This window comes from Nocardia carnea (genome assembly GCF_029869215.1).
GTDB classification, from domain to species: Bacteria; Actinomycetota; Actinomycetes; order Mycobacteriales; family Mycobacteriaceae; genus Nocardia; species Nocardia carnea_B.
Map to the genome: position 1 here is coordinate 1 of NZ_JARWPM010000384.1, position 21,513 is coordinate 21,513.

General features: G+C 69.5%; 23 protein-coding genes. 12 read left to right on the forward strand and 11 right to left on the reverse strand.

What is annotated here, in order from left to right; translation table 11 throughout:
- Nucleotides 1-31 precede the first annotated feature (31 nt).
- Complete coding sequence (locus QH276_RS27800) at nucleotides 32-409, reverse strand: ethanolamine utilization protein (protein ID WP_280401506.1); 378 nt, start codon at nucleotides 407-409, stop codon at nucleotides 32-34.
- Nucleotides 410-674: 265 nt separating this feature from the next.
- Between QH276_RS27800 and QH276_RS27805 the strand changes: the two genes are divergently transcribed.
- The 10 genes from QH276_RS27805 to QH276_RS27850 all read left to right on the forward strand — a co-directional run bounded on the left by QH276_RS27805 (nucleotide 675) and on the right by QH276_RS27850 (nucleotide 10,934).
- Nucleotides 675-1,871, forward strand: a complete 1,197-nt coding sequence (locus QH276_RS27805) for an NAD(P)/FAD-dependent oxidoreductase (protein WP_280401519.1) — start codon at nucleotides 675-677, stop codon at nucleotides 1,869-1,871.
- A 41-nt stretch (nucleotides 1,872-1,912) separates the two neighbouring features.
- Entirely contained in the window at nucleotides 1,913-3,274 is a 1,362-nt protein-coding gene (glnT, locus tag QH276_RS27810) for a type III glutamate--ammonia ligase (protein ID WP_280401507.1), read from the forward strand.
- Between the two features lie 27 nt (nucleotides 3,275-3,301).
- Nucleotides 3,302-4,201 carry a class II glutamine amidotransferase gene (locus QH276_RS27815; protein WP_280401508.1) on the forward strand — a complete coding sequence of 300 codons (900 nt, stop codon included), beginning with the start codon at nucleotides 3,302-3,304 and terminating at the stop codon, nucleotides 4,199-4,201.
- Complete coding sequence (locus QH276_RS27820) at nucleotides 4,186-4,902, forward strand: protein glxC (RefSeq protein ID WP_280401509.1); 717 nt, start codon at nucleotides 4,186-4,188, stop codon at nucleotides 4,900-4,902. Before QH276_RS27815 ends, QH276_RS27820 begins: the two co-directional genes overlap by 16 nt.
- A 20-nt stretch (nucleotides 4,903-4,922) precedes the next feature.
- Nucleotides 4,923-6,248 (forward strand): FMN-binding glutamate synthase family protein, encoded by a 1,326-nt coding sequence (locus QH276_RS27825; RefSeq protein ID WP_280401510.1) that lies wholly within the window; start codon nucleotides 4,923-4,925, stop codon nucleotides 6,246-6,248.
- 11 nt (nucleotides 6,249-6,259) lie between these two features.
- Entirely contained in the window at nucleotides 6,260-7,510 is a 1,251-nt protein-coding gene (locus QH276_RS27830) for an allantoate amidohydrolase (protein WP_280401511.1), read from the forward strand.
- A gap of 149 nt (nucleotides 7,511-7,659) precedes the next feature.
- Nucleotides 7,660-8,547, forward strand: a complete 888-nt coding sequence (locus QH276_RS27835; protein ID WP_280401512.1) for a CPBP family intramembrane glutamic endopeptidase — start codon at nucleotides 7,660-7,662, stop codon at nucleotides 8,545-8,547.
- Nucleotides 8,544-9,746 (forward strand): sensor histidine kinase, encoded by a 1,203-nt coding sequence (locus QH276_RS27840; protein WP_280401513.1) that lies wholly within the window; start codon nucleotides 8,544-8,546, stop codon nucleotides 9,744-9,746. Before QH276_RS27835 ends, QH276_RS27840 begins: the two co-directional genes overlap by 4 nt.
- Entirely contained in the window at nucleotides 9,743-10,423 is a 681-nt protein-coding gene (locus QH276_RS27845; protein ID WP_280401514.1) for a response regulator transcription factor, read from the forward strand. The genes QH276_RS27840 and QH276_RS27845 overlap by 4 nt, the downstream gene beginning before the upstream one ends.
- Before the next feature lie 184 nt (nucleotides 10,424-10,607).
- Nucleotides 10,608-10,934 carry a hypothetical protein gene (locus tag QH276_RS27850; RefSeq protein ID WP_280401515.1) on the forward strand — a complete coding sequence of 109 codons (327 nt, stop codon included), beginning with the start codon at nucleotides 10,608-10,610 and terminating at the stop codon, nucleotides 10,932-10,934.
- Nucleotides 10,935-10,949: 15 nt separating this feature from the next.
- On the opposite strand, the gene QH276_RS27855 is transcribed toward QH276_RS27850, so the two are convergent.
- The 7 genes from QH276_RS27855 to QH276_RS27885 form a co-directional block, all read right to left on the reverse strand.
- A complete protein-coding gene (locus QH276_RS27855; protein ID WP_280401516.1) occupies nucleotides 10,950-11,282 on the reverse strand; it encodes a hypothetical protein in 333 nt (110 codons plus the stop codon).
- On the reverse strand, nucleotides 11,269-11,574 hold the full coding sequence (locus tag QH276_RS27860) for a hypothetical protein (protein ID WP_280401517.1): 306 nt from the start codon (nucleotides 11,572-11,574) through the stop codon (nucleotides 11,269-11,271). Before QH276_RS27860 ends, QH276_RS27855 begins: the two co-directional genes overlap by 14 nt.
- 59 nt (nucleotides 11,575-11,633) lie before the next feature.
- A complete protein-coding gene (locus tag QH276_RS27865; RefSeq protein ID WP_280406950.1) occupies nucleotides 11,634-12,695 on the reverse strand; it encodes a fused (3R)-hydroxyacyl-ACP dehydratase subunits HadA/HadB in 1,062 nt (353 codons plus the stop codon).
- A gap of 85 nt (nucleotides 12,696-12,780) precedes the next feature.
- Entirely contained in the window at nucleotides 12,781-13,848 is a 1,068-nt protein-coding gene (locus tag QH276_RS27870; protein ID WP_280397309.1) for an alpha/beta hydrolase, read from the reverse strand.
- Nucleotides 13,849-14,078: 230 nt separating this feature from the next.
- Entirely contained in the window at nucleotides 14,079-14,414 is a 336-nt protein-coding gene (locus QH276_RS27875) for a histone-like nucleoid-structuring protein Lsr2 (protein ID WP_280397310.1), read from the reverse strand.
- A gap of 132 nt (nucleotides 14,415-14,546) precedes the next feature.
- Nucleotides 14,547-15,434 (reverse strand): alpha/beta fold hydrolase, encoded by an 888-nt coding sequence (locus QH276_RS27880; RefSeq protein WP_280397311.1) that lies wholly within the window; start codon nucleotides 15,432-15,434, stop codon nucleotides 14,547-14,549.
- A gap of 245 nt (nucleotides 15,435-15,679) precedes the next feature.
- The gene (locus tag QH276_RS27885) at nucleotides 15,680-16,570 is read right to left on the reverse strand and encodes an alpha/beta fold hydrolase (RefSeq protein ID WP_280397312.1); all 891 of its coding nucleotides are present in this window, start codon (nucleotides 16,568-16,570) and stop codon (nucleotides 15,680-15,682) included.
- 190 nt (nucleotides 16,571-16,760) lie between these two features.
- Here QH276_RS27885 and QH276_RS27890 point away from each other — a divergent pair, with 190 nt between their 5' ends.
- The gene (locus tag QH276_RS27890) at nucleotides 16,761-17,672 is read left to right on the forward strand and encodes an LLM class F420-dependent oxidoreductase (protein ID WP_280397313.1); all 912 of its coding nucleotides are present in this window, start codon (nucleotides 16,761-16,763) and stop codon (nucleotides 17,670-17,672) included.
- Between the two features lie 24 nt (nucleotides 17,673-17,696).
- Here QH276_RS27890 and QH276_RS27895 read toward each other — a convergent pair whose 3' ends face one another.
- Nucleotides 17,697-18,602 carry a universal stress protein gene (locus QH276_RS27895; protein WP_280397314.1) on the reverse strand — a complete coding sequence of 302 codons (906 nt, stop codon included), beginning with the start codon at nucleotides 18,600-18,602 and terminating at the stop codon, nucleotides 17,697-17,699.
- A 175-nt stretch (nucleotides 18,603-18,777) separates the two neighbouring features.
- Between QH276_RS27895 and QH276_RS27900 the strand changes: the two genes are divergently transcribed.
- Nucleotides 18,778-19,275, forward strand: a complete 498-nt coding sequence (locus QH276_RS27900) for a GNAT family N-acetyltransferase (RefSeq protein WP_280397315.1) — start codon at nucleotides 18,778-18,780, stop codon at nucleotides 19,273-19,275.
- A 6-nt stretch (nucleotides 19,276-19,281) separates the two neighbouring features.
- Here the strand turns inward: QH276_RS27900 and QH276_RS27905 are convergent, their stop codons facing one another.
- Together QH276_RS27905 and QH276_RS27910 are read right to left on the reverse strand one after the other, a co-directional pair.
- Entirely contained in the window at nucleotides 19,282-20,190 is a 909-nt protein-coding gene (locus QH276_RS27905; RefSeq protein ID WP_280397316.1) for a Ku protein, read from the reverse strand.
- Complete coding sequence (locus QH276_RS27910; RefSeq protein WP_280397317.1) at nucleotides 20,190-21,293, reverse strand: lycopene cyclase family protein; 1,104 nt, start codon at nucleotides 21,291-21,293, stop codon at nucleotides 20,190-20,192. The genes QH276_RS27905 and QH276_RS27910 overlap by 1 nt, the downstream gene beginning before the upstream one ends.
- Nucleotides 21,294-21,513: the final 220 nt, after the last annotated feature.

Consider the following 21,513-nt stretch of genomic DNA (forward strand, 5'->3'; position numbering starts at 1 on the left):
GGGTTGTGGTGGTCGCTCATGGGGGATCGGCTCAGGGAGCGAAGGAACGGTGGCCGACGTAGAAGGCGAGGGCGCGGTCCGGTGTGCTGAACCGGATCCGCGATCCTTTCGGGAAGAAGATCGCGTCCTTGGGCCCCGCCGTCTCGACCTGTCCGGTATCGAGGTTCTCCAGCCGGAATTCGCCCTCCAGTACGATTTTCATCTCGTCGTACTCGTAGTGGTAGTCCAGCGGGGCGTCGGTGTGACGCAGTTCGAAGTAGCCCGCCGCCATCTCGGAGCCCTCCGGATTGGCGTAGACATCGTCGATGTAGGCCTCGGTGCCCGGGTAGTCGGCGACGGGCATCTGCGGGAGGGCACGCCAGAAGTCGGCGGTCACGCGGAACGGGGTAGCGGTGGCGGGGTCGTTCATCTGATCGCTCCGGATGTATGGGGAATGAGATGAATCAAAGAGTAATCAGAAGAAACTTCTCGTCGGGTTACGCGCGGATTAATCTCCGGCCGTCTCGCGCGATTGCGCCGGTACCGGCTGTGTGGTGTGTCGGTACGACAAGATTGTCTTGCTGGGGGGTTCAGGCTAACCCGGTCATACGGTGCTGACTTGCGCGTAACGCCGGCGTCATCTGTGGGATGTTTCCTGATATACAACACGATCTCTTACGAAGAAACAGGTGACCATGGCGGGAAGCGAAACCCACAATTACGTCATCGTCGGCGGCGGGCTGGAAGGCCTGGCCATCGCCTGGTCACTGGCCGAGCGTGGCGAAACCGATGTCGTGGTGCTGGAACGCGACACCCTCTGCTCCGGGATGACCGGCAAGTCCAGCGGCGTCGTCCGCTGCCACTACGGTGTGCCCTCCCTCGCGGCCATGGCCTGGTACGGAGTGGATGTTTTCACCAGGGCCCGCGAACTGTTCGGCGACGATATGGGTTTCCAGCAGTGCGGTTACGTCGTCGGCGTCGGCGCCGAGAACGTCGAACCTCTGCTGGCCAATGTCGCGATGATGCGGGGGCTCGGTATCGAGGTCGGGCTCGTCGACCATGCCGCCATCCGCGAGCTGTGGCCGGCACTGTACCTGGACGATTTCGCCGCCTTCGCCTACGAACCGCGCGGCGGGCGCGGCGAAGCCTATCTGGCCGGGATGGCCTTCGCCGCGGCCGCGCGGGCGCTCGGCGTGCGGATCGCGCAGGGCACCGCGGTCCGTGAACTGGTACTCGGTGCCGGCGATACGGTGACCGGTGTCCGGCTGGCCGACGGTTCGGAGATCCACGCCGCGACAGTGATACTCGCGGCGGGCCCGTGGACCCCGGCGCTCGCCGCCTCGGCCGGGGTCGCGGTGGACGTTCGCGCCCAGCGCGCGCAGCTGGTGCTGGTCGACCAGGGCGTGCCGACGCCGCCGGTACCGGTGCTGTCGGATCTGGCGGGCCTGTCCTACCTGTGCCGCGAACCCAACGGCGAATTGCTGGTGGGCAATTCCGACCATCAGGCCCCGGAATACCTCGACCCGGACAACTACGTGAACCGGGCCGACGAAAGCACGGTCGAGAAGGTGATCGGCAAACTCGGGCACCGATTACCCGATATGCCCGACCCCCGGATCACCGGATCCTATGTCGGCGCCTACGACGTAACCCCCGACTACAACCCGATCATCGGCCCGTCGCCGGTTCCGGGACTCTTCCTCGCCACCGGTTTCTCCGGGCACGGTTTCAAGATCTCCCCGGCGGTCGGGCGGCTCGCCGCCGATCTGCTCACCACCGGGAAAACCGATCTGCCCGGTGTCGACCCCGACGATTTCCGCTACTCCCGTTTCGCCGAGGGCGCGCCCTTGGTGAGCCCGCATCCCTATCTGGGTGCGGGGGAGATGCGCTGACCCGCCCAGCCCGCCGCACCGACCGAACTCTGGAGCACCCCATGGCCCCCGACACCGCCACCGCCTACGCCCCGCCCCCCGAGACCGCCACCGCGCCGGGTGCGCTGGCCGAGCTCGCGCAGACCAGCGGCACCCGGTACATCCTCGCCCTGTTCACCACGCTGTCGGGTAAACCGTGCGCCAAACTCGTCCCGGTCGAGGCCGTCGACCAACTGGAAGCCGACGGCGCCGGGTTCGCCGGGTACGCCGCGGGCACGATGGGCCAGCAGCCCGCGGACCCGGATCTCGTCGCCGTCCCCGACCCGTCCTCCTTCACTCCGATCCCCTTCGTCCGGCCGGGCCTGGCGCTGGTGCACTGCGATCCGCACGTCGGCGGGCGGGTGTGGCCGTTCGCGCCGCGCGCGGTACTGGCCGCCGCGCTGCGCCGGGCCGCGGCCGGTGGATTCACCGTCAAGGTCGGTGCCGAGATCGAGTACTTCCTGGTGCACCGGGACGCCGCGGGCACCCTGCGCACCGCCGATCAGGCCGATACCAGCCGGCAGCCGTGTTACGACGCCCGCGACGTGACCCGCATGTACGACCACCTGACCGAGATCTCGGCGGCGATGAACACCCTCGGCTGGGGTAACTACGCCAGCGATCACGAGGACGCCAACGGCCAGTTCGAGCAGAACTTCGCCTATGCCGAAGCCATGACGACCGCCGACCGGGTCATCACCGCCCGCTACCTGCTCTGGGTGATCGCCGAGAAACGCGGTATGCGTGCCACCTTCATGCCCAAACCGTTCGCCGACCGCACCGGATCGGGAATGCATCTGCACCTGTCGCTGTGGCGCGGGGAGACGGCACTGTTCCCGGATTCCGGCGATCCCCGCGGACTCGGCCTGTCCGGCACCGCCTATTCGTTCGTCGCCGGACTACTCGAACACGCCCGCGCGCTGCAGGCGGTGCTGGCGCCGACGGTCAACTCCTACAAACGGATCGGGGCCGTCTCGACCAGCAGCGGCGCCACCTGGTCACCGCGCCGGGCCACCTACGGGGGCAACGACCGCACCCACTACCTGCGGGTACCCGACGGGAACCGGGTGGAATTACGCGGCGGCGACGGGTCGGCGAACCCGTACCTGGCGATGGCCGTCGCGATCGGGGCCGGGCTCGACGGGATCGACCGTGCGCTCGACCCCGGCACACCGGGTAGTGGCGACAGTACCGGCGAGCTGTTGCCGATGACGCTGTTGCACGCCATGGACGCGCTCGAGGCCGACCCGGTGGTGATGGCCGCTCTGGACGGGGCCGGGCCGGGAGTCGGCGAATACTTCGCCCGGATCAAACGGGACGAGTTCTTCGCCTGGCACAACACGGTCTCCGCCTGGGAGATCGACGAATATCTCACCGCCTTCTGAACCGCGAACCCCGAAGGAGTGCACCGCATGTGCGGAATAGTCGGGTTGCATCTGCGCGACCCAGCCCTGTACCCCCGGCTCGGCGAACTGCTGACCGGGATGCTCGACCAGATGTGTGAGCGGGGACCGGATTCGGCCGGTATGGCCGTCTACGGCGATCCGCACTGGTCACCGGCGGGCGCGGCGACGGTCTCCCTGCTGGACGTGGCGGAGCCGGTCACCGAGCTGGCGGACCGGGTGGCCGCAGAAATCGGCGTACCGGTCGGCGGTGTCGACCTCGCGCCGACCACCGTGCTCACCGCGGCCACCGGCGCCGGCGAACTGGCGGCCGCCGCGCGCCGGGCCGCGCCGGGCGCCCGGCTCATCGGATTCGGCGACGACCTCACCGTGCTGAAGGGGGTCGGCGATCCCAGTGCGCTGGCCCGCCGGTTCGGGTTGGCGGCCGCCGCCGGGCACCAGGGGGTCGCGCACACCAGGATGGCCACCGAATCCGCGGTCACCGCGGCCGGGTCGCATCCGTTCTCGGTAGGGCCCGATCAATGCCTGGTGCACAACGGCTCGTTCTCCAATCACATGAGTATCAAGCACGAATTGGAAAGGGCAGGAGTCGTTTTCGACAGCGAGAACGATACCGAGGTCGCCGCCCGCTTCCTGGCCCGGCAACTGGCCGAGGGCGCCGATCTGGAGAAGGCGCTGCGGCTGCTCGCCGAACGGTTCGACGGTTTCTACACCCTGCTCGTCGCCCACAAGGAATCGTTCGCCGTGGTCCGTGACCCGATCGCCTGCAAACCCGCGGTGATCGCCGAAACCGGGCGGTGGGTCGCGATGGCCTCGGAATACCGTGCCCTGGCGGATCTGCCGGGTATCGATACCGCCCATATCTTCGAACCCGTTCCGGAGGAGGTCTACGTATGGCACCGGCAGTGAGTGCGGTCCACCGGGAAACCGCCGAGGTCACCACGCTCGACCTGGGGGAGCGGACCGTGCGCGAGGTCAACGCGCTGTTGCACACACCGGAAGCGCCCCGGCGGGTGCGTGTGTCGAGCCCGCGCGGCGCGCATGCGGTGGCCTGCGGTCTGAACGATGACATCGACGTGACGATCGAGGGCCATGTCGGCTACTACTGCGCGGGGATGAACCAGCGCGCTACCGTCACCGTCCGCGGGAACGCCGGTGTCGGCGTGGCCGAGAACATGATGTCGGGCGTGGTGCGGGTCACCGGCGACGCATCCCAGTCCGCCGGCGCGACCGCGCACGGCGGCCTGCTGGTGATCGAGGGCAATGCCGGTGCGCGGTGCGGGATCTCGATGAAGGGCGCCGATATCGTGGTCGGCGGGGATATCGGGCATATGAGCGCCTTCATGGGCCAGGCCGGGCGGCTCGTGGTGTGCGGTGACGCCGGGGAGGCGCTGGGGGATTCGCTGTACGAGACCCGGATCTACGTCCGCGGGAAGGTCGCCTCATTGGGTGCCGACTGTATCGAGAAGCCGCTGCGCGCCGAGCATCTGGCCGAGCTCCGGGAACTGCTGGACGCCGCCGGTTTCGCTGCCGACCCCGCCGAGTTCACCCGCTACGGCTCGGCCCGCACGCTCTACAACTTCCACGTCGACAACGCCGGCGCGTACTGAGACCGGAGCAGGAGACCACCATGACCAGTCCCGCACAACTCGACCCCGCACTACGGGAGTCGGCGACCTTCCCGCGCCCGGTGATCGCCGAGATCCAGCGCGCCGCCGAAACCGGGATCTACGATATCCGCGGCTGGGGCGCCAAACGTCCACTTCCGCATTTCGACGATCTGTTGTTCCTGGGCGCCTCGATGTCACGCTATCCGCTCGAAGGGTACCGCGAGCGCTGCGATACCGATGTCGTCCTGGGCGACCGGTATGCGACGAAACCCCTGCACCTCGATATTCCGATCACCATTGCCGGAATGAGTTTCGGCGCGCTGTCCGGCCAGGCCAAGGAGGCGCTCGGGCGCGGTGCCGGCGCGGTGGGCACCTCGACCACCACCGGGGACGGCGGGATGACCCGCGAAGAACGCGGTCAATCGAAAACTCTGGTCTACCAGTACCTGCCGTCGCGTTACGGGATGAATCCCGACGATCTGCGCCGCGCCGACGCCATCGAGATCGTGCTCGGGCAGGGCGCCAAACCCGGCGGCGGCGGAATGCTGCTCGGCCAGAAGATCACCGAGCGGGTCGCGCAGATGCGCACCCTGCCGCAAGGCGTGGACCAGCGTTCGGCGTGCCGGCATCCGGATTGGACCGGGCCCGACGATCTGGCCATCAAGATCATCGAACTACGGGAGATCACCGACTGGGAAAAGCCCGTCTATGTCAAAGTCGGCGCCACCCGGACCTATTACGACGTGAAGCTCGCCGTCCAAGCGGGTGCCGATGTGGTGGTCGTGGACGGGATGCAGGGCGGCACCGCGGCCACCCAGGATGTGTTCATCGAACATGTCGGCATTCCCACCCTGGCCGCGCTGCCGCAGGCTGTCCGGGCTCTGCAGGAACTGGGCGTGCACCGGAAAGTGCAGCTCATCGTGTCCGGCGGGATACGCAGCGGCGCCGATGTCGCCAAAGCGATGGCGCTGGGCGCCGACGCCGTGGCCATCGGTACCGCCGCCCTCATCGCGCTCGGCGACAACAGCCCCCGCTTCGCCGACCAGTACGCGGCACTGGGTTCGGCGCCCGGCTATTACGACGATTTCCAGGCCGGCCGCGACCCGGCGGGGATCACTACCCAGGATCCGGAACTCGCCCGCAACCTCGATCCGGTCGCGGCCGGCCGGCGCCTGGCGAACTATCTGCGGGTGCTCACCATGGAGGCGCAGACCCTCGCACGGGCCTGCGGGAAATCGCATCTGCGCAATCTCGAACCCGAGGATCTGGTCGCGCTCACCGTGGAGGCCGCCGCGATGGCCGGAGTACCGCTCGCGGGCACCACCTGGATCCCGGGCCGGATATGAGCGCGGTGGGTATGCGGTCCTTCGACTCGCTGTGGGACGACATTCTGGACGTCGGCCGTGCCCCGGCGACCGGCGGCTACCGCCGCTTCGCCTGGAACGACGCCGATATGACCCTGCGCGAATGGTTCACCGGCTGCGCCGCGCAGCGCGGGATGCAGGTAGAGGCCGACCGCAACGGAAACCTGTGGGCGTGGTGGCTGCCACCGGGCTGGACCGGCGATCCCACCGGCGCCTTCGTCACCGGGTCGCATCTCGACTCCGTCCCCGACGGCGGCGCCTACGACGGCCCGCTCGGGGTGGTGAGCGCGTTCGCCGCCGTCGACCTGGTCCGGGAGCGCGGGATCGTCCCGCGCCGCCCGGTGGCGGTGGTCGCGTTCTCCGACGAGGAGGGGGCGCGGTTCGGGGTCGCCTGTATCGGGTCGCAATTGAGCACCGGTGCGCTGAGTCCCGAGCGTGCGCTGGGACTTCGCGACTCCGACGGTATTACGCTCGCCGAGGCATTACGTGCGGCCGGCCGCGATCCCGGCCACCTCGGGGCCGACCCGGCCCTTTCCCGGCGGGTCGGAGTGTTTGTGGAACTGCATGTCGAACAGGGCCGGGCCCTGGACCTGGTGGACCGCCCGCTCGCGGTGGCCTCCTCGATCTGGCCGCACGGCCGCTGGCTGTTCACCTTCACCGGCGAGGCCAACCACGCGGGTGCGACCCGGCTGGTGGACCGCCGCGATCCCATGCTCACCTACGCCACCGCCGTGCACACCGCCCGCCGGGCCGCCGAACTACACGCCGCGGTCGCCACCTTCGGCAAACTGAGCGTGCTCCCGAACGGCGCCAATGCCATCGCCTCGGAAATCCGTGCCTGGCTCGACGCCCGCGCCGCCGACGAGACCACCCTGCGCCGGCTGGTCGCCGAGATCGGCGACCGCACCCGCGCCGACGCGGCCGGCAGCGGCATCGGGCTGCATATCGAGGCCGAATCGGTCACGCCGATAGTCGAATTCCCGGCCGCCGTACGTGACCGGGTAAACGAGGTACTCGGCCATCTCGGCGATATCCCGGTCCTCCCCACCGCGGCCGGACACGACGCGGGCATCCTGTCCGCCGTGGTGCCCACGGCCATGCTGTTCGTCCGCAATCCCACCGGCATCTCGCATTCCCCGGCCGAATTCGCCCACCCCGCCGACTGCCATCGCGGCGCCGCCGCACTTGCCGACCTCATGGCGGAATGGGCAGTGGGGAAACCTGATTCGGCTGCGGTGCCCTGAACCGGCTCCCGCGACGGGCCCGGCTATGCGACATCCGGGCCCGTACCCGGCGTTCCGGCCGGGAGCACTCCGGAAGGTAGCGTGTACGCGACCGAGAAACGGTCCCGTTGTCCACCGACTTCCCGCGGCCGCGATTCTGTAATAGACGAATGACCACAGTGTCCACCGCCCGGGAACCTGTCCCGCGCAGAACCGTCCCGCAGCGACGAGGCATCCGCTGGTTTCTGTTGCTCACCTTCGCCGGAGCCTGGATTCCGTGGGGAATCGCCGGGGTCGCGGGATACTCCCTCGATGATCCGGTCGTCCAACTGCTGACCGGCGGCGCTTTCGTGCCCGCCCTCGCGGCCGTCATCACCCGCCGGTGGATCACCCGGGAAGGTTTCGTCGACGCCGGCTTGCGGCTGCGGCTCGGCAGACAGTGGCGGTCGTACGTCGTCGCGGCCCTCCTCCCGCTCGGCGTCCTCGCCGCCGCACTCGCCCTCGCGGTCCTCCTGGGACTGTGGCATCCGGAACCGGGCGATTTCGGGTCCGCCGCCGTGCTGTTCCTGGTGCTCACCCCGATGATCCCGGTGGTCGCGGCCCCGATCTTCTTCGGGGAGGAGTTCGGCTGGACCGCTTATCTCCGCGACCGGCTCCTGCCCGGCCGCCCCGTGGCCACCACCTTCGCGACCGGCCTGATCTGGGGTATCTGGCACTGGCCGCTGCCGTGGGTGGGCTACCTGGGCGCGGGCGGTTCGGCCACCGACGCGTTCCTCGCCATGCTGATGTGGCTGCCCCTGTCGATCGAACTGGAGTTCCTGATCGGCTGGCTGTGGGCCCGCAGCGGTTCGGTATGGCCGGCTGCTGTTCTGCACGGCGGCAGTAATCTCGTGCTGGCGGCCGGGCTCGAAGTGTTCGTCGGTGACGCCGGCCCCTCCGGCGCCACCACTACGCTGCTGATGTGCGCAGCGTATTCGCCGGTGGTCGCGTGGATCGTCGTGACCACGCGGCTCGGCGTCCCGCGGCAGCCACGGCCGGCGGCGGAGGCCGGGCCATGAACACCATGAGATCCGCGCTTCGGACCGGGCCGCGCTATTTGATCTCGCCGTGGCCGTGGCGCGCGTTGCTCGCTGTGATAGCCGGTAGTGTGCTGTCTCTACTGACCATGATCGGGTGCGTGCCGGTGGTATTCCTCGGCCTGACCCGCTCGCTACGAGCCGCACTCTGGGAACCGATGCTTCGGCTGCACTGCGCTCGGCTCCGGCTCGTCGACCCCGGCGCCGCCGCCCGCGCCGCCGCCGAAGTGCGCGAAGCGAGCGCCGGCCGCCGGATGCCCACCCTCCGCCACGTCGCCTTCCTCGGCATCGTCACGGTGTTCGGCGGTGCGGTGTACTTCCTGATAGCGCTGGGTTTCGCCGTCGCCGCGGTGCTGCTCGCCGCCCCCGTCCTCGTCCGGGGCGATCACATCGATTTCGGCCCCTGGTCGATCGACGAGCCGGCGCAGGCCTGGCCCGCCGCGGCCGCGGGGGCTCTTGCCACGCTCGTGCTGCTGGTACTCGTGGGCGCCTGGTCGGCGTTCGAGGCGAAGGTCGCGCGCGCCCTGCTCGTTTCCGATCCCGACCGCTGGCGGCACGAGGCCGTGCGAATCGAAAACTCCCGATCGGCGCTGCTGGCGGCGGAGGGCTTCGAACGGGAACTGCTCGAATCCGAACTGCACGACCGGGTCCAGCATCGGCTGGTCGCCTTGTCGATGACACTGGGGCTGACCGAATCGCAGGACGCGGACGGTCCCGCCGGGCGCGTCGCCGCCGAAGCGCATCGGCTCGTCGACGAAACCCTGAGCGAACTCCGGGCCGTGTTGCGCGGTTTCTCGCCCCGCGTACTGTCCGAACGCGGACTCGAACCGGCCGTGACCGACCTTGCGGCGGACCTGCCGCTGGATATCCGTATCGACCTGGACCCCGCCCCCGGCGACCGGCTACCACCCGCCGTCGAACACATGTCCTACGTTCTCGTCGCCGAATGTCTCACCAACGTCGCCCGGCACACCACGGCGACCCGAGTCGATGTGCGCGGCAGCCGCGCCGGTTCGCGGTGGATACTGACCGTCTCCGACGACGGGCCCGGCGGGGCGCATATCGTGGAAGGTCACGGCCTCGACCGTCTGCAACGTCGTCTCGCGGCCTTGGACGGACAGCTGACGGTCACCAGTCCGCCCGCCGGGCCGACCACCATCCGGATGGAGTGCGCAGTGTGACAGATAGACCCTCCCGGCTCCGGATCGTGCTGGCCGAGGACAGCCCGCTGCTGCGGGCCGGGCTGGAAAGCGTGCTCGCCTCGGCCGGTCATGACGTGTGCGCGACGGCCGGTGACGCACCGGGCCTGGTCCATGCCTGCGCGACCTACACACCGGACCTGGTGATCACCGATGTGCGAATGCCGCCGAACGGCACCGACGACGGCCTCCGCGCCGCGGCGGAACTCCGCCATCGGGCACCGAAGCTGCCGATCGTCGTGCTTTCCCACTACGTTTCGGTCGCCTACCTCGATGACCTCCTCGGCGACGATTCGACCGCCGGAACGGGCTATCTCCTGAAGGAACGTGTCGGGCATGTCCGGCAATTCCTCGGCACCGTGGCCCGGGTCGCCGAGGGCGAGACGATCGTCGACCCCGAGGTCGTCCGGGCGCTGGTCAAATCGGGCCGGCATCGCACGCCCCTGGCCGACCTCACCGCCCGGGAGCGGGAAGTGCTCGCGCTGGTAGCGGAGGGCCGCACGAACGCCGGGATCGCGGAGGTCCTGACGGTCTCGGAAGCAGCCGTGCGCAAGCATATCGGCGCGATCTTCGCAAAACTCCCCGTCCACGACGGTGATCGACGGGTACAGGCCACGCTCATCTATCTGCGTTCCCTCGGTCAGCCGCCGGACCGCTGACCGAGGGAACAACCTCCGCCCGTCCCACCCGACCGGAAACCGCATTCGCCGGCGCACCGCCGACCAGATCCGGTGGGCGGCGCGGTCGTCGCCGATACGGTGACACAGCGGATAGGGCTTGGGCCGTGAATGGCCGCCGAATTCGGGTATCCGGTCGCGGAGACTCACTGGAGGTGGTTGTGCAATGGGCGAATACGGTGGCCCCGAACGCGATACGGTCCGGCCGGTGGACCCCGTCGACCCAGGGGATCCCGGGACCCCGGTGGATCCCGCGACCGTGGTGAACCCGGCCGATCCGATGATGCCGCGGCCCGTGCTCGAGGAGAAGCCGATGCGGACCTGGCTCGGGCCGACAGTGCTGATCTTCGGGTTCGTCCTCGGGGTGGCGCTGCTGGTCATGATCGTGGTGAGTTCGGCGGATTACGACGACGAACCCGCGCGGGTGACACCGACTACGCCGGGGTCCTGCCAGCCGTTCTGTACGAATACCGGCACGCCGCCCGCACCCTGAGCCGGCGACGGCCGGTCAGGCCGAATGCGGAAGGCTGGTGAGGGCGCGTACGGCGTCGGCCAGCGGGATCATCCGCTCGGACTGCTCGGCCAGCAGGCCCATCTCGATGTACTGACGGATCAGGATCGACGGTGTGACCCCGTGTTCGGCGGCCTTGCGCCGGACCCGGTCGCGCATCTCGGGTGTCCATTTGAACGAGGTGGCCACCATGCCCTGTTCGATCCGGTCGGTTGCCGGCGGCAGGGGCGGCAGCGGTGCGGCATCGTCGTAGACGAGCCCGTCCAGGAAATCCACGGCGGCTTCCGGGGACCGGGGGTAGCCGGGGTCCGGTTCCTTATCGCTGTTCATCTCGGGTCGCCTCCCATGCGGTGTATTCGGCGAGTTGGTGGGGCCGCATCGGGCTCGCCAGCAGAATCTGCCACCGGGCGTCGGCCCGTAGCCAGCGCAGCAGCACGATCAGGGCACGGCCCTCATCGGTCCGGCCCCAGACGGTCGCGGTGGGTAGACCCTCGCGGCTGGTTGCCGCCCGGGGCCACCGCCGCGGCGAATACAGCACCTCCAATACTTCCCAGGGCTCGATTCCGCTGCGGTGGAGCAGGTCGTACGCGCCGATCCACCATTCGTATTGCCCGTGACCCACGGACCCCACGATAATACCTCGGTATTACCCGCGTAGCCCAGAGCCGGTACTGCGGGTGGTCAGCGCAACCGGACCACGGCGGTGGCGCGGCCGAAGATCCGGCGGCCCTGGTGGCGGGCGGTAAGCGCGATCGTCGCGGTGCGCTCCAGCGGATCGACGGATTTGACCCGGCCGCCGAACTCGACCTCGGCACCCTCCCGGGTGACGTAGACCGGACTGGTGAGCCGGACCGCGTACTCACGGACCGCGCCCGGATCGCCGAGCCAGGAGGTCACGTAGCCGGCGCCGAGACCGATCGAGAGCATGCCGTGTGCGACGGGGGCGTCCAGTTCGACCCGCCCGGCCACCTCGGCGCTCCAGTGGATCGGATTGGGGTCGCCGGATACACCGGCGTAGTTCACCAGGTCGCCGATCGTGAGCTGTACTGTGCGGGCCGGTAACTCGTCGCCGGCCCGGACGGAATCGAACTCCCGGACGGAACCACTGAGCAGCGGCTCGGGTGCCGGCGCCCCGGGTGGTGCCGGCACCGGTGCGCGGCGCTCCCGCGGCGGGGGTCCGGGCCGTTCGGTACCCGGCCGGAAACCGTGCATCAGGACGCCCGCATCGAGATCGCCGAGGTCCGGTCCCGCGCCGCTGCGGCCGACAACACTGATCTCCGAAACCAGCACCAGCGCGCCGTGCTGATCGGTGACCACGGTCTCGAACGTGATGAGATCGCCGCCGAAGGCGTGGCGCACCGATTCGAGGTGCACCTCGTAGGACAGTTCGTCGCCGACGCGGATCGGCCGGTGGTAGCGGACCACCTGATCGGTCTGCATGATCTGGCTCAGGTCGTAGCCGGTGAGCACGGATTCGAACATTTCGGTCTGCGCCAGGTAGCCGGGCACGGAGAAGAACGTGAGCGGGGCGATCAGCCCGTCGTACCCGTAGTCGAGCGCTGCGCCCTCGGACCAATGGACCGGGTGGTGGTCCTGGACCGCGCGGGCGTATTCCCGGATCTTCTCCCGGCCGACCACATAGTGATCGCGCATCCGATACCGCAAACCCACCGGGAGCCCTTCCGTGACCACCTGGGTGCCGGAAGTGCTTTCGGCGGAAAGGGTTACCTCGTTCTGACCCATGCTGGGAAACCTTACCGATCGTGCTTGTGCATTGCTGAGCAACTGCCTCGCATCCGAGGGTGAGGGCCGTCACCCGGCCCCGGCGTCACCCGATATTGGCGGAGAGATCCGGCAGCATCCGCACCGCCTGATCGGCCCAGTTGTTCCAGGCGTGGATACCGAGGGCAGGGAAGTCGTAATGCACATTGCGGGCACCGAGCGTCGCCATCCGGACCTGGAAGGCCCGGGTGTTCACCAGCGCCAGCGCTTCCAGCCCCATGCCGTTGACGGTGCCCATGGTCGGGCCGTCGCCCGCGGTGGGCAGCCCGCTGGCCGCCGACACCCAGAGTCGTGTGTTGTTGGCGACGAGCCGGGGCGCGGCGACGAAGGGGTCGATCCGCAGCCATTTCGGATCCCACGGCGCGGCCATCGAATCCACGTTGTAGCCGCCCGCATCGATCATCGCCACCCGGATCGCCTCCCGCATACCCGGCGCGGAGATGTTCAGGTAGCCGGAATAGGAGCCGGCGAAACTGAACCGGTCCGGGTAGAGCGCGGCCAGGGTGAGCGCGGCGCTACCGCCCATGGACAGGCCGAAGACCCCGTTGCGCTGGGTCGAGAAACCCAGCCGGTCGCGCAGTGCGGCGGGGAGTTCCCGGGCCAGGAAGGTCTCCCATTTGTAGGTGTAGGACTTACCCGGACCGTCCGCCAGTACCTGCAATCCGCCGGAACCCGAGGCCGAACCGGAGGACGAGCCGTTCCCCGAGCCCGTCCCCGGCGGTATTCCGGCGAACGTACTGGGTGCATTCCAGTCGGTGTAGAAACTGGATCGGCCGCCGACCGGCATCACCACGTTGATATTCCATTTGGTGAATTCGCGCGCGATATCGGTATCGATTTCCCAGCCGCTGAGGTCCTCGCGGGCCCGCATACCGTCCAGCGCGTAGACGACGCGCGAGGTATTGCCGTCGGCGGCCCGGAACACCCGGGTCTTGATCGGGCCCATACTGCCGTCGACCCAGAAATCGATACCCGCGGGATCGAACGCGGCGCGCGCGGCGGGGGCGCCGCCGGAGACCAGGGACACCGCCTGGAACAGGACGGCGAGTGCGGCCAGGGCGGGCCAGAAACGACGGCGGCCGCGGGCGGCGAAGGTCGCCGGTGACAAACGCATGAGAGAACAGGGCCTTTCGTCCGGTGAGCAGATCGGGTGCGCGGCCTGCTGTCGCCACCACGCATTCCCCGGCCGGTGCCGAACATCGCGTGGCCCCGCCACGGCATCGGCATACCGAACACTCTGTCGTTTCCGGAAAGGCTCCTGTTACCCGATTGTGATCTTTCACGCGCCGGGGCGGGGCCGACTATGACCGGTTCCGATCCACGCTGCCCGCCGGTGATCCGCCGCTATTTGTGCGCCTTCTTGTATGCCTCGATCACCTCGGCGGAGATGCGGCCCCGAGCCGAAACATCCATACCGCTCTCACGGGCCCATTCCCGGATCGCCTGGGTCTGCCGGCTGTCGGTCGCGGCCTGGGCGGGTTTTTTGCCCTTGGTGGCCCGGCCGCCGACCCGGCGCGCATGCGCGGCCCATTCGCCGACGATCTCGCGCAGTTTCGCGGCGTTGGCCGCCGAGAGATCTATTTCGTAGGTGACACCGTCCAGCGCGAGGGTGACGGTCTCCTCCGCCGGGGACGTTCCGTCGTAGTCGTCGACCAGCTCAACGATGACCTTGCGCGCCATGCATTCCTCCGAAAAGTGGGCAGATTATCCGGATAATCGTAGCGATATGCGCCCGCGCACCCGAATCGGAGCCGCCCGGCCGAGCGCCGCAAACCCGGTGGGCGAGTGCGGGTCTGCCCGGCGGGGCGGTGATCAGGGCCGGACGAAACGGCGGATCTCCGCGACCACGACCTCGGGTTCGGTGAACGGGATGTAGTGAGCCGAACCGTGGGCCACGATATGGCGGCCGGTGGAGCCCGCCGCGCGGCGGGCATGGGCATCGTTGACGGCGGCCCGGATCCGGGCGTTCATCCCGTCCCCCGCGCGCCCGCCGGAAATCACGGTCACCGGGACAGCGCCCAGCGCGGGCGGTGACTCGCGCCAGGCGGCGAGTTCGTCGAGGAAGGTCCGGGCCTGCGCCGCCTGGGTGCGGACCGTCTGCGGGGTGAACGCCTCGCGTTCCATATCCGCGCGCACCTCGGCCGGAACGGCCGCGAGCATCCGGCCGTAGAGCCGGTGCAACAGTCCGAGCCGCGCGAGTGCGCCGTTCACGCCGATCGCCAGCCGTTCGACGCGCCGGAAGGTGCGGCCGAACAAGATCTCGGCGGCTTCGTCGGTGGGATCGACCAGTACCAGTCCCGCCATCCGGTCGGGCCGGCGCGCGGCCGCCAGGCGCGCGATGACCCCGCCCGCGCTGTGCCCGGCGAGGACGAACGGCCCGGCGCCGAGATGGTCGAGGACATCGAGCAGATCGCCGGCCATCCGATCGAGGGTGCGGCCCGCCGGATCGGCGGGGCTGCGGCCCAGACCCGCCCGGTCGTAGACCACGGCGCGAGCGAAACGGCCGACCGCGGGCTGCACCAGAGCCCACGACGAGCGGGTGGCCGCGGCCCCGGCCTCGAAGACGACCACCGGCGCGCCGGGGTCCTGCGGGCCGGGCAGGATCATGGCGTGTAACCGGCGCCCGTCGCGGGTGGTCACCCATTCCGGGACGCCCTGGATATGCTGATCGGGTCCGTGTGCGGCATCGGTACCGAGCATGCGGCTTCCCCTCGTTCTACGGCTTCCCCGACCCCCGGGCGGTTGCTCGCTGTCGAGCGGAAGTTTCCCGCCGTGCCCGTGACGGTAGCAGCCGTTCGCTACCTGCGCCGACGTCGGAGGCATTGGGGTTCACTGCATTCGGCGTATCCGGGAGACGAACCCGGCGGGAGCTCCGGTGCGAAACCGCATGGCGCTCCCGCCGGGCCGGGCGGACGAGCGGGTGCCCGGCGGTGGCGGCCGATCGCCTAGCCGACCCTGGTCGTGTGGAATTCCTGGAAAGCGTGCAGCGTGTCCTGCGGCGCTTCCAACTGTGGATAGTGCCCGATATCGGGCAACTCCACCACATCGGGTTCGTCGACCAGTTGCCGGTAGCGGCGCACCATCCGCGCCCCGGACACCGGATCGCGGAGACCGTCGATCATCCGGACCGGAACCTGGGGATGGACGAGGGCGCCCACCCAGCGCTGCCGGTGGGTGCGCCGTTCGGCCATATATCCCATCAGCTTGTGGCCGTTGCGTTTCCCGTGCTTACTGCACCACAGCAGCCAGAAACGGTGCATCTCGTCCGGATCCGGTGTGCTGTCCGGGCCGAACACCGCGGCGAGGCTGTGCGCGAAGGTGCCCTCGGTACCGAACCGGCCGACCAGCGGGCCGAGCGGGCTCGCCAGCAACCGCTGGATGGGCCGGGGCCGGTGTGACTCCGGGAAGAGGCCGCCGTTGAGCAGGCATACCGACTCGATCATCAGGGATCGGTCGCCGGCGGCGCGGCGTTCGGCATCGCGGGCCAGCAGTTCCTGGGCGACCGTATCGCCGTAGTCGTGGGCCAGCACATGGAATCGTTCGATGCCTTGTTCGCGCAGCAGTTGTTCACACAGATCCGCCTGATCGGCGATCGCGTAGTCGTAGTGCTGCGGTTTGGCCGACCAGCCGAAGCCGATGAAATCCGGTGCGAGCACCCGGGCGAACTGCTCGCACAGCTGCGGCCAGAGCAGATGCCAGTCCCAGGACGCCGTCGGAAAGCCGTGCAGGCACAATAGTGCCCCCGCGGAACCGGTTCCGCCGGGGCGCCAGAAGATCTGGTGTCCGCGATGGGTGAAACGCTGTCCGTTCGACCGCCAGCTCGCAAACTCGTCCATGGTCTCAGCATGCCCCGCGCCGGCCTCCGGGTCGAGGAGGTTCTGGGCGCGTCGGCGGTGCCGGCCCGGTCGATTCCGCCGGCGCGCCGCGCGGCCGGTGTACGGCCCGCCGCGGGGGCACCGCACGCGACCTCCAGTAGGGTCGGTGCGCACCGTTCGACGACAACCCCTACGAGCCAGGAGGCCCACCGTGCGGATCGGCATACTGCTCAGTGAACGCACCGGAAGCGACGCCCTGCGCGCGCTGACCGATGATCTGCGCCGCACGGCCGACGAAGGATTCCACTCCGCCTGGATGTCGCATATCTTCGGATTCGACGCGCTCACTGCGCTCGCCGTGGCGGGCAGCCAGGTGCCGGATATCGAACTCGGGACCGCCGTGGTGCCCACCTATCCCCGCCATCCCGGGGCGCTGGCCCAGCAGGCGCGGACGACCGCGCTGGCCGTGGGCCCGGACCGCCTGACCCTGGGGATCGGGCTGTCGCATCGCGTCGTCATCGAGAATATGTTCGGGTACGGGTTCGAGCGTCCCGCCCGCCATATGCGCGAATACCTGTCGATCTTGGAGCCACTGCTGCACCGGCAGCCGGTGTCCTTCACCGGCGAAACCCTGACCGGGAACCTGGAGCTCGGAATCCCGGACGAGGGCCGGATCCCGGTGCTGCTGGCCGCCATGGGGACGCAGATGCTGCGCCTGGCCGGGCGGCGCGCCGACGGAACCGTGCTGTGGATGACCGGACCGGCCACGATCCGCGACCATATCGCGCCGACCATCACCGCGGCTGCCACGGAGGCCGGCCGGGCACCGGCCCGGATCGTCTGTTCCCTGCCGGTGCTCGTCACCGACGATGTCGAGGGCGCTCGGGAACGCGCCGCGCGCACCTTCGCCGCCTACGGCACGTTGCCGTCCTACCGGGCGATGATGGATCGCGAGGGTGCGGCCGGGCCGGCGGATCTCGCCGTCATCGGGTCGGAGGAGCAGGTGGCCGCGCGCGTGCGGGAGGTTTTCGCCGCGGGTGCCACCGATTTCGTCGCCTCGGTCTTCGCCGGTGGTGCGGAGGCGCAGCGCACCCGCGCCCTGCTGGCCGGAATGATCGGCTGACCGGCGCCGGGCCGGGGCCGCCGGTCAGGCCGGCCGGGTGATCATCACCGGGCAGGCCGCCCGCTGGATCAGGGATTGACTGGTGGATCCGAGCAGCAGGCCCCGGAACCCGCCGCGTCCCCGGCTGCCCACCACGACCAGCTGCGCCCGTTCGGACCATTCCCGCAGATGCTGCGCGGGTGTCGACGGATAGACCTCGCGGCGCACGGTGACCTCGGGATAACGCTGCTGCCAGCCGGCCAGCCGTTCGGCGAGCACGGCCTGCTCCGCTGTCTGCAGATCTTCGGCCGGGATCTCGATGAAGCCGGTACTGGCGAATTCGGTGAAGGTCAGATCGCTCCAGGTGTGCACGGCCACCAGTTCGGCTCCACGTTCGGACGCCTCGGCGAAGGCGGCGGCCACGGCGGTATCGCTGACCGGACTGCCGTCGACGCCCACCACCACCGGTCCGCTGGTGATGTCCTCGGCGTCCTCCCGGACCGCGACGATGGTGCCGCGCCCGTGCGCGGCGACCGCGAGAATCGTCGAACCGAGATGGGCGATGGCGCCACCGCGGCGCGAGCCGAGCACCACCATATGCGCGGATTTCGACAGTTCGATCAGCATTTTGGCGCCGCTGTGCTCGGAGAGCAGGGTATCGGGCGCCAGGCCCGGTGCGGCCTCACGAGCGACCTGGACGCCGGTCGCCAGGGCCTGTTCGCCGTGGGTGCGCAGGGTTTGCACGGCCTCGTCCACCATCGGCTGGTAGGCGACCAGCCAGGTCTTGGCCGGCGTCGAATTCATGCCGTAGGCCAGCACGAGCCGGCGCCCGCGCCGGGCCGCGACCAGGGCGCCCCAGCGAATGGCCGAATGGGCGGCGGGCGTACCGTCCACGCCCACCACCACGGCAGCGGATACGAGCCGATGCGGATCCTCCGGGTTATCGGTCATCTCCCGAGTATCCACCCGGCAAACCGGAGCGGTCCTATACTGCGGGCGTGTCTTCACAATCGGGTGCCGCGGATATGTTGCTCGCCGACATACATTGCGCGACCTGGGATTTTCGTTTGCGGCGCGCCGCGGGCAGGGCTTGTCGAATGCCGTGAAATATGCAGATCATGATCACGTGCTGATATCGGATGGGGTGATCGGGCTACGACCGATCGAGGTCGCCGACGCCGCCGCGTACCTCGCTGCCCGGGATCGGGAGCCGGTGCGCCGGACAAGCGGGCCCGGCACACCGAATATGGTGGCCGAATTCGAACGCTGCGCCGCGGAATGGGCCGCGAACGGACCGCGCAAAACATTCGCCGTGGTGGATGTGGCCACGCATACGCTGGCCGGGGTCGTCGATGTGACGCTGGAGCCGGAATTCCTGGCGAAACGCCAGGCCGATATCGGATACGACATTCACGCGTCGTGGCGCGCCCGCGGCGTGGTGGGCCGGGCCATCGTGCTGGCCTGCCGATACCTGGCCCGGCACGATCTGGCCGACGAGGCGGTGCTGCGCCTCGATCCGGCCGATACCGCGGCGCTGGCGCTGGCCCACCGGCTCGGGTTTCACTATCACCGCAGCAGCACCGGGCCCGAAGGCGCGCTCGACTGGTTCCTCCAGGCCCTGTAGAGCTGGTCAGGCGCCCTTGCGGGTGCGCTTCTGGGCGGTTTTCCGGGGCGCGGACTTGCGGGCTTTCGCGGTTCCGGTGCCCTTTTCCTCCGCGGATTTCCCACCGCGACCGGTGGATTTCCCGCCGCCGCGGCCGCCACTGGCCTCCAGGCTGCGCTGGAGAGCCGCAACCAGATCCACCACCTCGGCATCGGATTCCTCCGCCGGAGCTTCGGCGCGTTCGGGTGCTTTCCCGTCGCCGCGGGCGATCGCTTCGTCGAGTAGTCGCTGGAGTTCGACCTGGTACTCGTCGGTGAACTGATCGGGGTCGAAATCGTCCGACATCGATTCGACGAGAGTTTCGGCCATTTTGATCTCCTGCGGCCGGGGTGCCTTGGCCTCCTCGAGCGATTCGAACGACACCGAGCGCACCTCGTCGGGCCACAGCAGTGTCTGCAATACCAGCATCCCGTCGCGGACGCGCATGGCGGCCAGCCGGGTTTTCTGCCGCAGGGTGAAATGGACGAGGGCGGTCCGGTCGATCCGTTCGAGCGTGGCCGCCAGCAGGACGTAGGCCTTGGGTGTGGTCGAATCCGGCTCGAGATAGTAGGTCTTGTCGTACAGGATCGGATCGATCTGTTCCGACGGGACGAATTGCAGCACCGGAATCTCGTGCTTCTCCGCCACCGGCAATTGGGCGAAATCCTCGTCGGTCAGGACGACCTTCTCGCCTTCGGGGGATTCGTATTGCTTATCGATATCGGCGAAGGCGACCGATTGCCCGCAGACGGTGCAGACCCGGTCGTATTTGATCCGGCCCCCGTCCTTGGCGTGGACCTGATGGAACTTGATGTCGTGGTCCTCGGTGGCGGTGTACACCTTCACAGGGACGTTCACCAGCCCGAACGCGATAGAGCCCTTCCAGATGGACCGCATCACTCCATGATGACCGAACCCGACCGCCGGTGCGAGGGAGCGGGCATATGGAGTGTCGCCGCGGCCAGCCGGGCCCGGGTGCGCCGGGGTAGCGCCGCGAACAGGCGGGTCATCGCCGCGACGGTGCCGATCGGATCGGTGCGGCCCGACAGATAAGCGCGCTGCAGGTCGATATCGAGCTCGAAGAACGCGTCGAAGAAGCCGGGCAGCTCGGCGGGGGGCAGCGCGAGCAGCGCGCGCAGCCCGGCCAGGCGCAGGTGGTGCACCGGCCGCGCGGCGGCCCACGGATTCCGGCCTGCCGCGAGATCATCGGCCGCGGCCAGGGCGGCGGCCACGCTGTATCCGGTGGCCGGATGCAGATAGGCCCCGGCGGCGCCGAAGCGCCGAGCTCCGGGCGAGCCGCCCACCACCGGGAAGCGGACGCGTTCGACGCGTTCGTCGCCGCGTAGCGCGATCCCGCGGGCCCGCAGCCGGTACCGCAACCGGCGGGCCAGTTCGGCGGGCTCGATGGCGGGCGCTCCGGCCAGGCAGGTCTCCTCGTACAGCATCGCGCCACCGCCCAGCGGGATCGTGTACAGGAAAGAGCGGGGTGCGGTGGGCCCGGTGCCGTTGTCGTCCCGCCAGTCCATGAACCATGCCGGATCGGCGGGCCCGGGGCGTTCCAGGACGAGCCCGTACGCCGTCTGTTCGGCGCGGCCGGGCCGACGGGCCAGGCCACGGGCGTCGATGACCCGTCCGGCGGACAGCGTCCGGCCGGTGTCGAGCGTGACCTGCCGCCGGTTCACGGCCGTGGCCCGGCCGGTGAGCACGGTGGCGCCGGTCAGATCCAGACTGCGCTGCAACCCGGCGGTATCGAGCACTGTGTACGACCGGGGAATCGCATGCGCACGCCCACCGTAGGCGAGGGGTTCGGCGACCGTTGCCGCGATCGCGGCGTCGTCGAGCCACGAGGGCAGTTCATCGGTCCAGGCGGCGTAGGTGGCGTGCCACTGCCGGTTGGGGTTCGGGTCGACCGCGATGACCGACAGACCATGCGCCAGACAACGGTGGGCGAGTGCCCGCCCGGCCGGGCCGAGTCCGCAGATCACGATATCGGTGCTCACCGGGCGATCGAAACATTCCGGCGGGATGCGCGCCGCGGTGGGGCCGGATACCGCGCCGGGACGCGGACCCGGACGCCCCCCGGCGCCCGCGGGGGGCGCGGCCCGCGGGGGGGGGCCCCTCCCCCCCCGGGCGCCGGCCCCCCCCCCCCCCGGGGCCCCGGGGGGGGGGGCCGCCCCCGGGGGGGTGCCGCCCGGGCGTGGCCCGCCGGACACCCAGAAA